Here is a 16,140-nt window from a genome sequence, read left to right on the forward strand (position 1 = left end):
AAAAAAGAGGTGGACATATTGGCATATATTTTATCAGTCGGAACAAGCCTTCCTCATCATCATGTGAATCAGAAAAAAGCGGCAGACTTTGCTAGAGCCCAGTTTAAACGCTCGTTTAAAGATATTGACAGATTGCTTAGAGCTTTTGATAATGGGGAGATTGAAGGAAGACAATTTGTACAGCCTATTGAATGGTATCAAGAACACCATTCATTTGAAGAAAAGAATCAAATATATAATGAAAAGGCATTATTTCATGCAAAAGAAGCCATCACGAATTGTTTGCAGGATAAAACGTTTTTAAAAAAAATTGTTCCATATGAAGAAATTGATGCTTTATTCTTTATTTCAAGTACGGGTTTATCGACACCAAGCCTCGATGCAAAGCTGATGAATGTCCTGCCATTTTCACGATTTACAAAGCGTGTTCCAATATGGGGACTCGGCTGCGCAGGGGGAGCAGCTGGATTGTCTCGGGCGTTTGAATACATTAAAGCTTATCCTGATGCAAAGGTACTTGTGGTAACCTGTGAGCTTTGTAGTCTGACCTTTCAACAAGAAGATCAGTCAAAAAGTAATTTAATCGGCACCTCTTTATTTGGTGATGGAATTGCTGCCGCTTTATTAAGCGGGAAAAACGCGGCTGTAGAATATACGAATTTAAAAACCATTCCTGCTGTGATTGGAACACAATCGGTTACGATGAAAGATGCAGAAGATGTGATGGGCTGGCATTTTACAAATGAAGGGTTTCAGGTCATCTTTTCACGTGATATTCCCACGATTATTTCTGGTTGGCTGAAAGAGCAGGTCGATTTCTTTTTAGCACAACATCGTTTTTCTGAAGAAGATATTTCTGTGTTCCTTGCCCATCCTGGCGGAAAGAAAGTCATTGAAGCTTACATTCATAGCCTTTCTTTAAATGAACAAAAACTTCAATCTTCTAAAGAGGTGCTAAAACAGAATGGAAATATGTCTTCAGCAACAGTCATGTATGTGATCAAAGACTATCTCGAGAAAAATAGTGTGCAAGAAAATGAAATAGGTCTATGTGGTGCCCTTGGGCCGGGCTTTTCCTCTGAATTGTTATTAATGAGGTGGGAGGGAGCATCTTGACCTTATTTTGGCTGATCATTGGTTTTTTTGTCTGTCAGCGTCTTGTCGAACTTATTGTAGCAAAAAGAAATGAAAAAAAAGTAAGGGCAATGGGGGCTATTGAGTTTGGATCAGACCATTATCCGTATATGGTTGCGATGCATGTTTCTTTCTTTGGCGTGTTTATTACAGAAACCCTACTCTTTCATAAGCAGCCATCACGCTTTTTTGTTTTATGGTTGTTCATCCTTATTGTGACGCAGGTGGTACGTTATTGGGCACTTTTTTCACTCGGAACATACTGGAATACAAAAATCTTAGTTGTTCCAAATGCAAAGATGATCAAAAAAGGTCCATATCGCTGGATAAAGCACCCCAACTATATGGTAGTTGCGATTGAATTTCTGTTATTGCCACTATTGTTTCAAGCATATTTTACAGTCATTCTGTTTTCACTTCTCAATATATGTATGATGATCGTTCGAATTCAGACAGAAGAAAAAGCATTAAATGAGTATTTGTTAAATTAATATTGAAAATCATTATCAGTTATGCTACACTTTCATTAATGATAAACATTCTCAATCAAGAATGATGGACGGTGATAAGCATGACAATGATCTTTTTACTTGGAACTGTTTGTGTATACAGCTTGCTAATTGGCTTTGTATTAAAGAATATTTCTAAAAAATCTGCTTCCTGATTTCAATCGCTTTTGACTGAACAGGTAGCAGATTTTTTTTATTTGATCAGATAAGAAGAAATATCTTTCAATTTTGTGTAAAATGGTATCACATACATAACTGATTTTTCTAAAAACAAAGGGGTATATCATAATGAAAGACTTGTCTATTCGAGATTCGTTAATTCAAATAACTGGGATGCTCCATGAAGCATTGCTTAAACAGCATGATAATGAGCGGGCGGCAAAGCTTGCTTCGATCATGAAAAAGGATGCGGAACAGGAAGTTTATATCGCTTTTACAGGACATTATTCAGCAGGAAAGTCATCACTTGTGAACCATCTACTTCATGAACAGATTTTGCCAACAAGCCCAATCCCAACAAGTGCGAATTTGGTTGTGGTGCGAAAAGGGGAACAGCAAGTACAACTTCATACGTCTGATGGACGTTATGCAAAAATGAGCGGTGCTTATGATAAAGAGGCTGTCCAAAGGTTTTGTAAAGATGGTGAACAAATTGAAATGGTCGAAATCAGCGGGGATTATAAAGGGCTAGTGGATAAAGTCGCTTTCATTGATACACCCGGTATTGATTCGACGGATCACACCCATTTCTTATCAGCTGCGTCTATTTTGCATCAAGCAGATGCTTTATTTTATGTTGTTCATTATAACCATGTCCACTCAGAAGAGAATGTTCGTTTTATCCGTTCGATTAAAGATCAAATTCCAAACCTTTATTTTATCGTCAACCAAGTGGATCGTCATGACGAAAATGAAACTGCTTTTGAACATTACAAACAGCAAGTCGTTGATATGCTTGTGAAAGAAGGCATAGATGAGGATCATTTATACTTTACATCGGTTACCGAAAAAGAACATCCGTTAAACGAAATGTACCGTTTAGTTGAAAAGCTCAAGGAGCTCCAAATACTACCTAAAGCGTCACTTCGTGCTTATACAGAGCAAAAAATTGAGCATTTGTTAAAAGAGCATATCGAGGCACAAAAGGTAGAAAGTAAACATGATGACGACCTTTATATTCGCCTAGAAAGTAAAAGACAAGAAGTGAAGACGTTAAAAGAAGAACTAGAACTTAAAGCAAACGGTCATCAGCCATTAGAAGAGCAGATGCGGTCAGAAATGGAAAACATCTTAAAAAATGCCAACTTAACACCGTTTAAAATGCGAGAGCTTGCGAAGGACTATTTGGCCTCAAAAGATCCCAGCTTTAAGATGGGAATGCTCTTCTCTAAAAATAAAACGATACAAGAAAAGGCAAGAAGAGCAGAAGCGTTTGTAGAAGATGTCACAGCGAGAATGAAAGCAGAAGTAGATTGGCATTTATCAGAAATGCTGAAAGGTGTCATAAAAAAAGAACAGCTAGGAGAAGACTTGCTTAAACAAGCGATGTCTTTTGAGACAGCCGTTCAAGAACAGTTGCTTGAAAATGTAATTCATCGCGGAGCCAGTCTATCGTCTGAATATGTTCTTCAATATACAAAGGATGTAGGCGATACTTTAAAAAAAGTGGCGAAGCGAGAGACATTACAACAAATTGAGCAAATCATTCAAGCAATGAAATTAAGCAATGAACAAAAGCATCAGTCATTGACCACAGCTTTGGAACAAGCGAATCATGAGCTGAAAACCCTTGAACAAATCACAGCAGAAGAAAAAAAACTGGATGACTACATTCATCAAATATGGGAGGTTTGGCAGCATGGAACGGATCAAACCTTTGATCCTGATTGGTTTTATGCCAAAAAAGAACTGGTTCAGCATACTTTGTTTGAAGACAAGACAACCCAAGTTGAACAGGCGAAGCAAACAAATCAAATCAGTCCTAAGCAAGAGGAACATGCGCATCGACATTTAAACACGGCGCAATCGATTGAACGTTTTGAGGAGCTCGCACGCATATTAACACCTCTTGAATCTCTTAAACCACAGAGAACTGCATTTGAAAAACGAACAGAACGACTTCAATCAAAACAATTTACACTGGCGTTATTCGGTGCTTTTAGTTCAGGGAAATCATCTTTTGCAAATGCACTTGTTGGCCGAAAAGTATTACCATCGTCACCGACTCCAACAACGGCAACCATTAATAAACTGACAAAACCTGATGCCGATCATGACAATGAAACAGTCAAAGTCGTATTTAAAACAGAAGAGGAAATGCTGGAGGAACTTCAGCAAATTCTCGGTTTTGCCATTTCTGAAGAAAAAGGGTCAACTTTTTTGTTAAAGCTTGAAAGAGTATTAAAAAAAGGGAAACTAGAACAAGACCATCTGGTCATCGTCCAGCATTTTTTGCATGCTGCTAAAATCTATGAACAGTATATAGACACTCAGGTGCCGCTTTATATTGGAATTGACGAGCTGAAACCATATGTGGCAGAGGAAGCAATTTCTTGTGTGGTAAAAGAAGTCACCGTTTATTTAAGCACACCCATCACAGATAAAGGGATTACGATTGTGGATACACCAGGGGCTAGTAGTATGAACAAGCGCCATACAGAGATGGCGTTTCAATACATGAAGGACGCGGATGCACTTCTTTATTTAACATATTATCAGCATTCCTTCTCAAAGGCTGATCGCTCTTTCTTACGTAAGTTAGGGCTTGTCAAAGATTCCTTTAGTATGGATAAAATGTTTTTTATTATTAATGCCGCCGATTTAGCAAAGGATCAGTCAGAGCTAGACACGGTTTTCGGCTATGTTAAGAACGAACTAATGAAAGAAGGCATACAAAACCCAAATGTACATCATGTCTCAAGCAAGGAGGAAATCGAAGGAAAACCTCAATCACCTTTTAATCGCTATGACTTATTAAGGAAGCGACTTGATCATTTTATTGATGAAGAATTGACAAGAGATTCAATTGAGCTTTTACATTTTGAAGCAGATACATTATGCGAAACTGTTACAAAGCTACACGCAACCTTACATCAATCTGAGGATGAAAAAGTCGCTGAAAAACAACAAATTGAGGCATCGTTTGCACACGTTTTAAAGCAAATAAAAGAAACGAAACAGTCAAAACTTATTTCAGAGAGTGTAAAAAAAGATGTTCAAGAACAGCTTTATCATATTGAGCAACGTCTATCTCTTTTTGCAAATGACTTACTGAAAACGTCATTTTATCCAGGTTTGCAGCAAGGGAATTTCCAAGAAAATTTACGTCAAGCGTTACATGAAGCATTAAAGGATTATGAGTTTGAGTTTGTACAAGAACTAAAAGCGCTTGATATTCGGATGGATTCGTTTATGAACATGTACTTTCAAGAGGAATGGACGAAGGGATTACAAGGTAAACTGGCAGAGAATGAGTATTTCTCTGTTCAGCTTTCGGCTCCTGAAGGAAAAACACAACAGCTTAAACAGATTGAAGTAAAAGCAGATCGTAAGCCATTCGAATCGCAGCTGAAAAAACAAAAATCGGCAAAAACATTCTTCGAACAAAATGGCAAAGCAGAATTGATAGAAGAGCTACGAGATGAACTACTTAAATTGACAGCAAAATGGGCTGAAAAAGAGAAAGAGGAACTCTTCAAGCGCTACGAAGAGATCGTGCAAACCTTTAGCTCTATGTATGAGGAAGAAGCGATTCGCCAACTACACGAACAGAAACAGACATATTTATCGAGCCTTTCAACAGATGAGAACGCACGTATGATCATTCAAAAAGTGTATCAGCAGTCTGTAAAATGGCGAGAGACGTTGTCATTTTAATTTTTCATGATAGACTAAATAAAAAGAGAAAGCAGTTGATGAATCAGTGTCAAACGTTCATGAAGCAATTTCAGCGCATTCAAAAAAACAGCATGCCCACATTCAATCCTTTCTTACACTTGAGTCGCAAAGGGAACAAGCAATTGATCAAGTTGTGAAAAAATGTGAACAACAGGAGCCTTTCACAACAGATGAAATTAACGAGATTACGTCGAAAATGAATGAACTCGCTAGAGGGGGAATTGTCCCACTTCGACAGCGTGTCACAGTCGACATGGTTCACGAATATGTCAGCCGTAAAAATCATTAAGACTAACTTTTCCTTTTTTGGTCATCTTAAAAGAGAGAACCAAGGAAGGATGTAAAAAATGATAAAAAAGCAAAGTCAGAAACGTGTGGAAGAAAAAAAACCGAAAGAAAAATCAATGCCTTCTTATGCTGAAGTGGAGGCTGGCAAGCTACAGTACGGAAAAAATAAAAGAGAAAGCTGACCCACTTTTGACAAAGAAGTGGGTTTTCTTTTTTTATGTAAGTTAGCTCTTGATATGATAGAATGGGGGTATTGTTGAAAAAGGGAGTTTATGTTGAATGAATAAACACGTATTACTTGTTGATGGAATGGCACTTCTTTTTCGTTCTTTTTACGCAACTGCTGTCCACCGCAATTTTATGATAAATGAACAAGGGGTTCCGACAAATGGCGTTCATGGCTTTTTAAAGCACTTGCTAACAGCAACCCAATCATTTAAACCCACTCATATTGTTTGTTGTTGGGATATGGGCAGTCAAACTTATCGTAATGAATTATACGAAGATTATAAAGCGAATCGGGGAGCGCCGCCAGTTGAGCTCATCCCGCAATTTGAATTAGCGAAGATTGCAACTGAAGAGTTTGGCATAACCAATGTTGGAATAAAAGGGTTCGAAGCAGATGATTGCATTGGTACACTTGCCACTTTATATAAAGAAGAAGCAAACGTCACAGTTGTTACAGGTGATCGAGACTTGCTTCAAATTCTTGACGATGATGTGACAGTAGCGTTAATGCAAAAAGGCATTGGGAACTATAAACATTATACGAAGGAATCTTTCGAAGAAGAAATGGGTATTACACCAAAAGCGTTAATTGATATGAAAGCACTGATGGGTGATTCAAGCGATAATTACCCTGGGGTGAAAGGCATTGGAGAAAAAACGGCCTTAAAATTCATCCAAACCTATCAAACGATTGATCATCTTGTGGAGAACATCCATGAGTTAACAGGAGCACAGCAAAAGAAAATGGAAGCAGGACTTGAAGATTTAAAACTTTCTAGAATTCTTGCTGAAATTAAATGTGATGTATCGCTTAGCTGTCCACTTGAACATACCAAACTGAATATGAATCCAGAGCGTGCACTTGCAATGCTTCGTACGCACCAAATCAAAGGGATAGAACCTATGATGCACCGAGTGATTGAATTAGAGATCAGCTAAAGCTGATCTCTTAGTGTTTTGTGTTGCTTTTTTTCGCTTTATCTTCAAGCTGAGATAAGGGGTGTTTTTCCTTCGATTTTGTGTCACCTTGAGGCGTAGTCCCATTTGTGACACGTCCTTTATTCACTTTATCCATCAGTTATCACCTCATGATTTAGCATAACCAATGAAAAAGCGATTCATCCTTTTGATTGATGAATCGCTTTTCGAGCGAGCTGATCCGCTACTTGGTTTTCTTTGCTAGGAATCCATTTAATAAAAAATAAGTCAAATTGTGTTTTCAACTGAATGATTTCTTCAATAAACGGCTTAAATTGTGCATTCTTAGCAAATTCAGCATTTGTAGCTCGATCCACTACTTGAGAGTCTGTCCGAAATGAGACAGTGCGTATCCCTTTTTTGATGCAAAGCCTCATTCCTTCTATTAAAGCAAGAAACTCTGCTTCATGATTACTGATATGTCCTGCTGGGATTGAAAAGGACACTGCCTTTCCATCATATTTGATAAAAATGCCCAGACCAGACGGACCTGGATTTCCAGCACTTGCGCCATCAATGTAAACTTCAGCGGGCATCATGTTTGCCCCTTTCATCAAGTGGGACGATCTTTTTAGCAACGTAGGCATATGGTGTGGAAATCGCAGCTACAATAAATTTAATGACATAGGTTGTCATAAAAATGTCGATCCATACTGAAAATGGATAAGAACCAAGAAAGGCGATGGTTGTAAAAATCAATGTATCTAACAGCTGACTAATCATGGTACTCCCGCTATTACGTAGCCAAAGCGCACCATCAGAAGGAAATAACCTACGGATGAACGAATATACATAAACATCTAGCATTTGACTGATGATATAAGCAATAAGGCTACCAAGTGCCACTCGTGGCAAAAAACCAAAAATCGTTTCAAGTGATGCTTGTGATATGTCAGAAGCAGCTGGTTTAAAGAGAAGTGCTTCTTGCATCACTATAGTCAATGTTAAAAGTGTTGAAAAGCCGAGCCAAACAGCTTTTCTTGCTTCTTGTCTTCCATATTTTTCATTAAGTACATCGGTTGCGAAAAAGACACTGCCATAGAGGATATTGCCAAGTGTAGCAGTAAAGCCAAACAACTCCACTGTTTTCACAACCTGTAAATTCGCGGCGACTGTGGCGAATCCAATCCATACAAAAAGGCCCATTTTGCCAAAACCTTTATAAAAAAAGAGAACAATGATAAAATTAATGATCGCAAATAGGATCCAAATTCCTTCATTAAACAAGTGATATTGACTTCCTTTCTCATTGTAAAATGTAACTTTTTGATTATAGCATAATGAAGCATAGGCTTAAAAGCTCCGGAAGGGGATTTCATGAATGAAACTAAGAGCTCATTTAACTGTAAAAGCAAAAAATATGCAGCCCATTGTTTTTCATCAAGAAGACTGGATCGATTTAAAAGAAGGGATCCTACTTGTCAAGCATATAGAAAGAAAAGACCCTCTTGCACATCTTCAATTTGAGGATGAAAAGGGTGCAACATGGTCAGTAAAAGAGCTTGAAAAGCTGAGGGAAGAGCTCCAGCTTGAACCTGATCAGCTTGAAATGTATTTTGATGCAAGTTTCCAAAAGGAAACAGGTGCATCTGGTTTAGGTATTGTGGTCTATTATAAGTTAGGAAATGAATTATATCGTTTGAGGAAAAATCAGGCATTTCATAGTTCGACAAATAATGAAGCAGAATATGCGGCTTTATATGAAGCGGTACAAACACTCAAAACGCTTGGTGCTGGGAGAAATTCAGTGACCATTAAAGGAGATTCTCTCGTTGTGATCAATCAACTGAAAGGGGAGTGGCCCTGCTATGATGATGTTCATTCCTCGTGGCTTGATCGAATTGAGTTAGGGTTGAAGGAACTAAGGCTCACACCGACCTACGAAATCATTGATCGAAAAGATAATTCGGAAGCAGATCAGCTTGCAAAACAAATGCTTGCGAATATCCCAATCGAAAGCAAAATGAAATTAGAAGTAGACGGAGCTGAATAAGCGTGGATAAAAAAACAGCAGTAAAAGAACTGACCGATCTTCAAGACACCTATTGTTCGGATTGCTTTATTAAGAAGCATTTTCGCAGAGAATGTGGAAAGAAATATGCCCATTCATTCTGTATTCAACAATGTACAATTGGTGAAAAATTGAAACAATATGGAGAGATTTTATTAAAGGAGAAATCCTAAGTATGGCTGCCCCTCTTTAGATTAACTCTTTCTTAATAATGGATAAAATTTTTTTGAGTAGAATGTGTTAAAAAAGAACACATTCTTAAAAATGAGCCGATATAACTATAGGAAGTTTTGATCAAGTTACTTTTTGACTAAGTTGAAGATTAGAGGGGAAGGGGAAAGTCGGCATGGATAGTAAGGATTACGAAACAGTGCTACATCAGGCATTTAAAGAAGTTTACAGTGATTTACAGCAGCTTGTAGATGTGGCGAAAAAGGGAAGACCTTTCCTTGAAAAAGATATCGCTGAAATTGAACAGCGAATGAAACAGAATATTTTGGCAATTGAAATTCAGCTGAAAATTAAATAAGAGAGGCATACGCCTCTCTTTATTTTGGTTTCATCATTCATTTGTAATAAATGGATTAGATTTTTGTAACGTTTGATGCTTGAGGTCCACGATTACCTTCAACGATTTCGAAAGAAACTTCCTGTCCTTCTTCTAATGATTTGTAGCCGTCACCTTCGATAGCTGTGAAGTGAACGAATACGTCGTCTCCGCCTTCAACTTCAATGAAGCCGAATCCTTTTTCATTGTTGAACCATTTTACTTTACCGTTTTGCATATTGCTTTTTCCTCCTAATACTGTAGCATACCTTTTGGCATACTAAAAAAAATTTTTCATCACTTAACTCCCTGTTAAGTTGTTAAATGATGGTTCCACTATACACTATCAAATGGAACGCGTCAAGATATCAAGCTCATTTTTGAGCAAAATGTTTGCTTTTTTTTGATTTTTTGATCTGTTTTATTTTATACATAAAAAGTCCTTTAATATTGAAGAAACTTTTATGAAAGAAGATCGTATATAAACCAAAAGAAAAGGAGAGATACTACATATGAGCCGATACACAATTACAGAATTTATTGAAAATACTCAGCAGGAAGATAAAGGAGAAGGGATATTCGAGCTTGAAACAACGAGATTATTAGAAATTAATTTAAACGGGACTGTATGGGCAAAGGTAGGCTCAATGGTTTCTTATCGAGGAAAAATCAAATTTGAACGTGAAGGAGTATTTGAGCACGGGGTTTCAAAAATGTTTAAGAAGATGCTATCAGGAGAGGGAACTTCTTTAATGAAAGCATCAGGTGATGGAAAACTATATGTAGCCGATCAAGGAAAAAAGATTTCGATTCTTCATTTACAAAAAGGCGAGTCCATCTTTGTTAACGGAAATGATTTACTTGCATTTGAACCAACAATTAACTGGGACATCAAGCTGATGAAAAAGGTATCTGGTATGCTGGCTGGTGGTCTTTTTAATGTAAGACTTGAAGGTCCTGGTCTAGTAGCGATCACTAGTCATTATGAACCATTAACTTTATTAGTAGAACCAGGTGATACTGTTTATACTGATCCAAATGCAACTGTTGCGTGGTCAGGGACCTTAAAAACTGAATTTGTGACTGATGTTTCTTTTAAAACCTTTATTGGAAGAGGCAGTGGTGAATCCATTCAAATGAAGTTTAGTGGAAAAGGTTTTGTCGTTGTTCAGCCTTATGAAGAAACGTACACATCAAATGGGAATCAAGGCTAATAAAAAAACGTCCGTATGATAACGGACGTTTTTTTTATGATAAAGCTCGAGCGTATGCTTTTTTATTGATAATTATATCTGATTGTTCAACGATGTCCTCTAAAATTGTTTGTGAAGACTGCTGTAGATGGAATTTTTTAATATTTTGTTTCATTTTTTCTAACTTCTGTTCATCTTGGAGCAGGTTTGTCACCGATTCTAAAATCTCTTCATGTCGATGAATGACAATGGCTGCCCCATTTTCTTCGAAGAAGAGAGCATTTTCTTTTTCTTGCCCTGGAACTGGTTTATAGAGAATGACAGGAACTCCAATGGCTGTCGCTTCTGTTAATGTAATACCACCTGGTTTTGTAATCATACAATCTGTCACTCTGAACAATTCATCAATTTGTTCCACATATCCAAGCGCCTTCAATTGACCGGGGTGTGCAGTTTCCAGCTCGTTAAGCGACTGTTTCAATGCTGTATTTTTCCCACACACAACAACAATTTGTACTTCACTATCAATCAGTAAAGCTTCACAAAGTTCTCTGACATTTTTCAATACGCCATGTGCACCAGCCATAATAAGTAGGACTTTTTTATTTGGAGAAAGCCCGTATTTCTTATAAATGATGGACTTTGGTACATCGCCTTCAAATTGTGGTCTGATAGGAATACCTGTCACTTTGACATCGCTTGGATGTGTGCCGATTTCCACTAGTTTTTGTTTCACATAATCGGTTGCGACATAGTATCTGTCAATGTTTTCGTGTACCCAAATTTTATGCAAGCAGAAATCTGTCATTACGTTAAAAGTTGGAATGACTTTTCCTGTTTTATTTCGATATTCTGGTACAACAATCATTGGGAAGGTAATAATGATGATATCTGGATCATGTAATTGAATTAACTCATCAAGACGCTTATTTCCCATTTTTAAATAAATGTTAAATTTGCGCTTGTTATAGATTTTATCGACACCATAATAAAAAAGGCGATAAAATTGTTTCCCAATTGAAAAGCTCTTCAAATATAAATATTGAGTCACTTCTGACACGATGGGATTCGATTCTTGATACAAATTAGAAACTGTTACATGTTCAAATCCTTGTGATTTGCACTCTTCATACAGTGTTTTAGCAACCTGCATATGTCCATTTCCATAATTTGCGGTCAAGATTAATATTTTTTTATTGGTATTCAAGAATATTCACCTCAAATGTAATCAACAACAACAATACTTCGTACGAAACTATCATTCTCATAGGTCTACATATACTCAAAGATAACATATAAACATTATGATCGTATATTCGTTACGAAAGAATTAAACTAAATTTAAAAAACAAACATATAAAATTGATAATGGAAGACTGAGCCATTTGTATTTTAACACATTTTAAATATTTTTCATCAGACTGTAGTCTATTTTATTCCCACTCATATGGTGTTTCCTGATAAACATAATAATTAAGCCAGTTCATAAAGAGCAGTGTGGCATGTGCTTTCCATCTGTTAACTGGAATCAAATCCCCTTCATCCTCAATAAAATAATGGACAGGTTTTTTGGTTGTATCATCTTTCAACAAATCTCTTTCAAATTCCTGCTTTAATGTGTCTGTGTCATATTCTGGATGACCCGTTAAAAATACTTGTTTATCATCATCAGAAACAATTAAACAAACACCAGCCTCATCGGAAGTACTTAATACTTTTAAGTTCGGTGTATTTTTTAATTGTTCTGTATTAATATCTGTATGCCTAGAATGTGGGACATAGTATACTTCATCAAAACCTCTAACTAATCTTTCTTTTTTCTCTTTCACATGATGCTCAAAAACCCCAAATTTCTTCTCGGAAAGTTTGATTTTGTCTATACCATAATGATGATATAAACCAGCTTGTGCTCCCCAACATATATGGAGGGTAGATGTTACGTTTGTTTTGCTCCAGTCGAGAATTTCCTGTAGTTCTTTCCAATAGGAAACTTCTTCAAATGGGAGATGCTCGAGTGGTGCACCAGTAATGATCATTCCATCAAATTTTTTATGGCGTATTGATGAAAATGTCGAGTAAAATTCATCAAGGTGTTCCCTTGCTGTGTTTTTCGGCGTATGTGTACTTGGTATTAAGAAAGTAAAGTACACTTGAAGCGGAGAATTCCCCAGCATTCTTAAAAGTTGCGTTTCAGTTTGTATTTTTTTGGGCATTAAATTTAAGATCACGATATTCAAAGGACGGATATCCTGTTTGAATGCCCTTGTCTCATCCATGACGAATATGTTCTCGCTCTCTAGTATCTGTTTTGCCGGCAGATGTATTGGAATATTAATAGGCAACTCGCCACCCCCTGAATCCAAAGCTAATTTCATTTCATTATAGGAACTTTCTGGCGATATTTCAATGTTTCAATTATGTTACAATGAAAAATAGAGTAAAAACTCACCTGTTTCAGCAAAAAAAAGGAGGATTTTTATTTTATGGCAACAAAGCATTTATCTGACATTGAGATTGCTCAGCGAGCGGAGCTAAGGCCGATTCAACAGATCGCCTCAAAGTTACAAATACATGACGATGAATTAGAATGCTATGGTTTCACAAAAGCCAAAATATCTTTGAAAATTTTTGATCGTTTAAAAGAACAAAGAGATGGTCAAGTGATTTTGGTTACATCTATTAACCCTACGCCTGCCGGTGAAGGGAAATCGACTGTCACGGTTGGGTTAGGCCAAGCATTTGAGAAAATAGGTAAAAAAGCCATTATCGCCATAAGAGAGCCATCTTTAGGTCCCACTATGGGAATGAAAGGTGGCGCAGCTGGTGGAGGATACTCACAGGTGCTACCAATGGAGGAGATTAACCTTCATTTTACGGGGGATTTTCATGCAATTACATCAGCTCATAATGCACTAGCTGCATTTATTGACAACCATATTCATCACGGCAATGAGCTTGGAATTGACGTTCGTCGTATTGTATGGAAACGAGTCCTTGATTTGAATGATCGTGCTTTAAGACAAGTAGTGGTTGGGCTTGGAGGTCACGTGAATGGGTATCCAAGAGAAGATGGATTTGATATTACTGTTGCTTCTGAAATGATGGCCATCCTTTGTTTAGCAGAAAATTTAAGCGATTTAAGAAGGCGTTTAGCCTTAATTGTTGTCGCCTATGACCATCAAGGAGATCCGGTGACAGTTGGAAAGCTCGGTTATGAAGGCGTGCTCACTTTATTACTAAAGGATGCACTGAAACCGAATCTTGTTCAGACAATTGAAGGGACACCGGCACTTGTACACGGCGGCCCGTTTGCCAATATTGCGCACGGTTGCAATAGTTTGATTGCTACAAAAATGGCAGCAAAGCTTGCCGATTATGTTGTCACAGAGGCTGGTTTTGGTGCGGATCTTGGAGCAGAGAAGTTCCTGCATATTAAAGCCAGAGCAGGTGACATTAAACCGAGCGCAGTCGTCATTGTGGCTACGGTGAGAGCACTGAAAATGCATGGCGGCATGCAAAAAAATGATTTAAATGAAATGAATCCGACTGCTGTATTAGATGGAATACATAATTTAGCTAAACATATTGAAACCATTCAGTCCTTTGGCCTTCCATATATTGTGGCTGTCAATCGTTTTACTACAGATACAAAGGAAGAAATCGACACGATCTTGAATTGGTGTCATAGCAACCATCATCCAGTATCAACTGTGAATGTGTGGGAAGAGGGCGGATCAGGAGGAACAGCACTAGCAGAGGCTCTCACGAAGCTAACAGAGAAAGATGAGAATACGTTCTCTTATTTGTATGAAGTAAAGGATACAATTGAAGAAAAGCTATCTAAAGTGGCAAAAATCGTTTACGGTGCTAATGACGTGGATCTTACGTCAAAAGCAAAAAAGCAGTTAAAAGAGATTGAAAAAAATGGGTGGTCACATTTACCGGTCTGTATGGCAAAGACGCAATACTCTCTTACTGATGACCCAGCGAAGCTCGGTCGTCCAAAAGAATTTACCATCACCATTCGAGAATTAAAACCGTCTGTTGGTGCTGGATTTATTGTGGCTTTAACTGGAAGTATATTAACGATGCCAGGGCTGCCGAAAAAACCAGCCGCTCTTGAGATGGACTTATTAGAAGATGGCTCCGTTACAGGTCTCTATTGACAAGCATAATGAGCGATTTTATAAGAAAAGCATGGTACGATTAGAAAAAAGTGAATCCTGGGAGGATACAACATGTCCATTTACGATATTCAGGTCAAGACAATTGATGGAAAAGAAAAATCAATGGCGGATTATAAAGGAAAAGTATTGATCGTTGTAAACACAGCGAGCAAATGTGGATTGACACCTCAATTCAAACAACTTCAGGAATTGTATGATCAGTATCATGAAAAAGGTCTTGAGATTTTAGGTTTCCCATGCAATCAATTTATGAATCAAGAACCTGAGGGTGAAGAAGCCATCCAAGAATTTTGTTCGCTCAATTATGGTGTGACGTTCCCAATGTTTGCAAAAGTAGATGTAAATGGTGACAGCGCTCATCCTTTGTTCCAATATTTAACGAGTCATGCAAAAGGTGTACTTGGGACAAAAGCAGTTAAATGGAATTTCACAAAGTTTATTGTGAATCAACATGGTGAGGTAACCGAGCGCTTCTCTCCAAAAACACCGCCGAAAGAATTGGAGAGCTCACTCATTTCATTGCTGGATCAATAAACAAATGTACACTAATAGAGAACAAGAACAATTGGAGGCAGCCGCCTCCTTTGTTTCGCAAAGACTTGCTTCTGAAGGGACTGGGCATGATATTTTGCATGTTGAAAGAGTTCGGCATCAAGCTGTGGCCATTGCCCAAAAAGAAGGAGGCTCTCTTTTTATCATTGAAATGTCTGCAATCGTTCATGATGTGATTGATAAGAAACTTGAAGATGACATCAGACTATTGCCTCAGCAATTACATGAGAGGCTTCTATTGTGGGGAGTTACGAAGACGCAAGCTTTTTATATCATGGATATTGTGACAACGATGTCGTTTCGTGATCGGCACCTTGTGACAAGACCAATGACTCTAGAAGGTATGATCGTTCAAGATGCGGATAGACTTGATGCAATGGGTGCCATTGGTATAGCAAGAGTATTTTTATATGCAGGGGCAACGAACGAACCTATATATGCAACTGGTCATCGTCAAGGATCCGTATTCTCTCATATGGAAGAGAAATTGCTGAAGCTAAAAGATGTGATGAATACAAAAAGTGGCATACAGCTTGCAAAGGAAAGGCATCAATTCATGTGTTTATTTATAAGAAAACTGAAAGACGAATGCGGCCATACTGATTAGGTAGGGTCT

20 protein-coding genes are annotated in these 16,140 nt (G+C 37.7%); 14 read left to right on the forward strand and 6 right to left on the reverse strand.

Annotated features, from left to right (window positions below; genetic code table 11):
- Positions 1-18 precede the first annotated feature (18 nt).
- The 7 genes from ACQKEZ_RS04810 (at position 19) to ACQKEZ_RS04840 (ending at position 6,995) form a co-directional block, all read left to right on the forward strand.
- The gene (locus ACQKEZ_RS04810) at positions 19-1,116 is read left to right on the forward strand and encodes a type III polyketide synthase (RefSeq protein WP_427299139.1); all 1,098 of its coding nucleotides are present in this window, start codon (positions 19-21) and stop codon (positions 1,114-1,116) included.
- Positions 1,113-1,625: an isoprenylcysteine carboxyl methyltransferase family protein gene (locus ACQKEZ_RS04815; RefSeq protein ID WP_427299140.1), complete on the forward strand. Its 513-nt coding sequence runs from the start codon at positions 1,113-1,115 to the stop codon at positions 1,623-1,625. Before ACQKEZ_RS04810 ends, ACQKEZ_RS04815 begins: the two co-directional genes overlap by 4 nt.
- Positions 1,626-1,711: 86 nt before the next feature.
- Positions 1,712-1,798 carry a hypothetical protein gene (locus ACQKEZ_RS04820; protein ID WP_427299333.1) on the forward strand — a complete coding sequence of 29 codons (87 nt, stop codon included), beginning with the start codon at positions 1,712-1,714 and terminating at the stop codon, positions 1,796-1,798.
- Positions 1,799-1,931: 133 nt separating this feature from the next.
- Complete coding sequence (locus ACQKEZ_RS04825; protein ID WP_427299141.1) at positions 1,932-5,519, forward strand: dynamin family protein; 3,588 nt, start codon at positions 1,932-1,934, stop codon at positions 5,517-5,519.
- A gap of 46 nt (positions 5,520-5,565) precedes the next feature.
- The gene (locus tag ACQKEZ_RS04830; protein ID WP_427299142.1) at positions 5,566-5,829 is read left to right on the forward strand and encodes a YpbS family protein; all 264 of its coding nucleotides are present in this window, start codon (positions 5,566-5,568) and stop codon (positions 5,827-5,829) included.
- A gap of 58 nt (positions 5,830-5,887) precedes the next feature.
- A complete protein-coding gene (locus ACQKEZ_RS04835) occupies positions 5,888-6,010 on the forward strand; it encodes a hypothetical protein (RefSeq protein WP_427299143.1) in 123 nt (40 codons plus the stop codon).
- Between the two features lie 97 nt (positions 6,011-6,107).
- On the forward strand, positions 6,108-6,995 hold the full coding sequence (locus ACQKEZ_RS04840) for a 5'-3' exonuclease (RefSeq protein WP_427299144.1): 888 nt from the start codon (positions 6,108-6,110) through the stop codon (positions 6,993-6,995).
- Positions 6,996-7,005: 10 nt separating this feature from the next.
- Here ACQKEZ_RS04840 and ACQKEZ_RS04845 read toward each other — a convergent pair whose 3' ends face one another.
- From ACQKEZ_RS04845 to ACQKEZ_RS04855, 3 genes are read right to left on the reverse strand one after another with little or no spacing between them, the layout of a single operon-like run.
- The gene (locus ACQKEZ_RS04845; RefSeq protein WP_427299145.1) at positions 7,006-7,131 is read right to left on the reverse strand and encodes a small, acid-soluble spore protein L; all 126 of its coding nucleotides are present in this window, start codon (positions 7,129-7,131) and stop codon (positions 7,006-7,008) included.
- Positions 7,132-7,174: 43 nt separating this feature from the next.
- Positions 7,175-7,570 (reverse strand): reverse transcriptase-like protein, encoded by a 396-nt coding sequence (locus ACQKEZ_RS04850; RefSeq protein ID WP_427299334.1) that lies wholly within the window; start codon positions 7,568-7,570, stop codon positions 7,175-7,177.
- Positions 7,560-8,261 (reverse strand): queuosine precursor transporter, encoded by a 702-nt coding sequence (locus ACQKEZ_RS04855; protein ID WP_427299146.1) that lies wholly within the window; start codon positions 8,259-8,261, stop codon positions 7,560-7,562. Before ACQKEZ_RS04855 ends, ACQKEZ_RS04850 begins: the two co-directional genes overlap by 11 nt.
- A gap of 94 nt (positions 8,262-8,355) precedes the next feature.
- Between ACQKEZ_RS04855 and ACQKEZ_RS04860 the strand changes: the two genes are divergently transcribed.
- From ACQKEZ_RS04860 to ACQKEZ_RS04870, 3 genes are all read left to right on the forward strand, one after another.
- Positions 8,356-9,027: a reverse transcriptase-like protein gene (locus tag ACQKEZ_RS04860; protein WP_427299147.1), complete on the forward strand. Its 672-nt coding sequence runs from the start codon at positions 8,356-8,358 to the stop codon at positions 9,025-9,027.
- A gap of 2 nt (positions 9,028-9,029) precedes the next feature.
- Positions 9,030-9,218, forward strand: a complete 189-nt coding sequence (locus ACQKEZ_RS04865) for a zinc-finger domain-containing protein (protein ID WP_427299148.1) — start codon at positions 9,030-9,032, stop codon at positions 9,216-9,218.
- Positions 9,219-9,391: 173 nt separating this feature from the next.
- Positions 9,392-9,574: a hypothetical protein gene (locus ACQKEZ_RS04870; protein WP_427299149.1), complete on the forward strand. Its 183-nt coding sequence runs from the start codon at positions 9,392-9,394 to the stop codon at positions 9,572-9,574.
- Between the two features lie 55 nt (positions 9,575-9,629).
- Here the strand turns inward: ACQKEZ_RS04870 and cspD are convergent, their stop codons facing one another.
- Positions 9,630-9,830, reverse strand: a complete 201-nt coding sequence (cspD, locus tag ACQKEZ_RS04875; RefSeq protein ID WP_270799007.1) for a cold-shock protein CspD — start codon at positions 9,828-9,830, stop codon at positions 9,630-9,632.
- A gap of 274 nt (positions 9,831-10,104) precedes the next feature.
- On the opposite strand from cspD, the gene ACQKEZ_RS04880 reads away from it, so the two are divergent.
- On the forward strand, positions 10,105-10,806 hold the full coding sequence (locus ACQKEZ_RS04880; protein WP_427299150.1) for an AIM24 family protein: 702 nt from the start codon (positions 10,105-10,107) through the stop codon (positions 10,804-10,806).
- A gap of 34 nt (positions 10,807-10,840) precedes the next feature.
- Here ACQKEZ_RS04880 and ACQKEZ_RS04885 read toward each other — a convergent pair whose 3' ends face one another.
- Together ACQKEZ_RS04885 and metA are read right to left on the reverse strand one after the other, a co-directional pair.
- Positions 10,841-11,992 carry a diglucosyl diacylglycerol synthase gene (locus ACQKEZ_RS04885; RefSeq protein WP_427299151.1) on the reverse strand — a complete coding sequence of 384 codons (1,152 nt, stop codon included), beginning with the start codon at positions 11,990-11,992 and terminating at the stop codon, positions 10,841-10,843.
- Between the two features lie 226 nt (positions 11,993-12,218).
- The gene (gene metA, locus ACQKEZ_RS04890) at positions 12,219-13,127 is read right to left on the reverse strand and encodes a homoserine O-acetyltransferase MetA (protein WP_427299152.1); all 909 of its coding nucleotides are present in this window, start codon (positions 13,125-13,127) and stop codon (positions 12,219-12,221) included.
- 141 nt (positions 13,128-13,268) lie between these two features.
- On the opposite strand from metA, the gene ACQKEZ_RS04895 reads away from it, so the two are divergent.
- The 3 genes from ACQKEZ_RS04895 (at position 13,269) to ACQKEZ_RS04905 (ending at position 16,131) form a co-directional block, all read left to right on the forward strand.
- A complete protein-coding gene (locus ACQKEZ_RS04895; RefSeq protein ID WP_427299153.1) occupies positions 13,269-14,951 on the forward strand; it encodes a formate--tetrahydrofolate ligase in 1,683 nt (560 codons plus the stop codon).
- A gap of 72 nt (positions 14,952-15,023) precedes the next feature.
- Positions 15,024-15,506, forward strand: a complete 483-nt coding sequence (locus tag ACQKEZ_RS04900; RefSeq protein ID WP_427299154.1) for a glutathione peroxidase — start codon at positions 15,024-15,026, stop codon at positions 15,504-15,506.
- 4 nt (positions 15,507-15,510) lie between these two features.
- The gene (locus tag ACQKEZ_RS04905) at positions 15,511-16,131 is read left to right on the forward strand and encodes an HD domain-containing protein (RefSeq protein ID WP_427299155.1); all 621 of its coding nucleotides are present in this window, start codon (positions 15,511-15,513) and stop codon (positions 16,129-16,131) included.
- Positions 16,132-16,140: the final 9 nt, after the last annotated feature.

It is taken from the genome of Bacillus sp. NPDC077027, from assembly GCF_050269555.1.
Classification (GTDB): Bacteria; Bacillota; Bacilli; order Bacillales; family Bacillaceae; genus Bacillus.